The 1,222-nt window shown below is 39.4% G+C and carries 1 protein-coding gene and 1 pseudogene; both read right to left on the bottom strand.

Features of this window, described 5'->3' with window-relative positions; genetic code table 11:
• Window positions 1-186 precede the first annotated feature (186 nt).
• The gene (locus BUB87_RS13940) at window positions 187-573 is read right to left on the bottom strand and encodes a hypothetical protein (RefSeq protein ID WP_143156732.1); all 387 of its coding nucleotides are present in this window, start codon (window positions 571-573) and stop codon (window positions 187-189) included.
• 136 nt (window positions 574-709) lie between these two features.
• Window positions 710-1,222, bottom strand: a pseudogene (locus tag BUB87_RS14480) (hypothetical protein); the annotation flags it as partial.

Here is a 1,222-nt window from a genome sequence, read left to right as displayed (position 1 = left end):
TTCTTCTCCTTCATCATTCCACCAGCTGTCATAAGGTTCCAAAATAGAATAAAGTTTCTCCATCTTTATACCTCCCATAAATTTATTCAAAGGCCGTAAAACAGGATTTTGACTCAATCTTTCTAGCTTGATCATTGTATCCAGTCTCTCTACAGAAATTTGAACTTAGCAAAAAAAAAGCGTGATTTAACCGTTCTTTGCGATATTGCTGCTTGTATTTTCGTTTCTTGACTCCTTTCCAGCACTGGCAAAGAGCATATATATTGCATCTTTGAATGTACTGCTGTAGCTTGGGTCAACCATCTGTTTGTACTGTCGAGAAGTATCATTAAGGCAAATTAACTTTAATTCGACCTGTTCCTGCTCGTTTCCAGCAGCAAACCGTACGATCTTTTCTATTTCTTTGTTAAGCTTCTCATCGGCACCTCTGTGTATATACACTGGAATAACTGCCAGCATTTGTCCTTTTCGATTTTTAACTGTTAAGACTCCGTCGATCGAACCGTATTGCTTTTTGTACTCTCTATACTGTCGATATTCTATGAAAATCAGCGTCAACAAAATTCCGATCAAAGAAAATGAAACTACTTCAAACACGGTGAACATTACGTTAAATATCGCGTTTTGATAGTTGACTGAAATTACGGCCGGGAAAATCCACTGCATTTAATATTCTCCTTTCCTTTTTACTTGTCATCATCCAATAGCATTATACAACTTTCCAATGAAATTTTCCGAAATTCAGAGATGTCTGCAAAAAAATCAAGAAAGGCGGAAAAAACCCGGCCTTTAGCGATGGAATCTGTAATTGTCTCTGCGTATCTTCATCCAAATAGGCAAGTTGTTCACCAGCTTTGGATGACAGCTTACCTTCTTCAACAAACTTTTGGAGTTCGGGTATGAGATCATTGAGTTTCTTAATTTGCTGATAGCGACTTATACCAATGCCTATATCACTCGATAGCTCTCTTTGTGTCTTTTGAGGGCAAGTTCCACCCGGTGTAACTTGATATCCTAATTTTTGTAAATTATCTCTATAGCCACCGTGCTTAATCCCGTATATCCTCTCCAGCTCCAGAATGCACCTTGCGGTCTTCATCGGGCTCAAGTTACCTATTCCTCTCTGCCTCAGGTTTGTCTCAATCAAATCCTTCAGCATCAAGTCCTCTGCCGTCATCCCGTCTTTGTCCTGATACTCCCTTATCTCGCACGGCACTTTCTT

The sequence above is a fragment of the Caldanaerobius fijiensis DSM 17918 genome, from assembly GCF_900129075.1.
GTDB lineage: Bacteria > Bacillota > Thermoanaerobacteria > Thermoanaerobacterales > Caldanaerobiaceae > Caldanaerobius > Caldanaerobius fijiensis.
The sequence above is the reverse complement of the archived record's forward strand: the minus strand, read 5'-3'. Positions and strand labels throughout refer to the sequence as shown.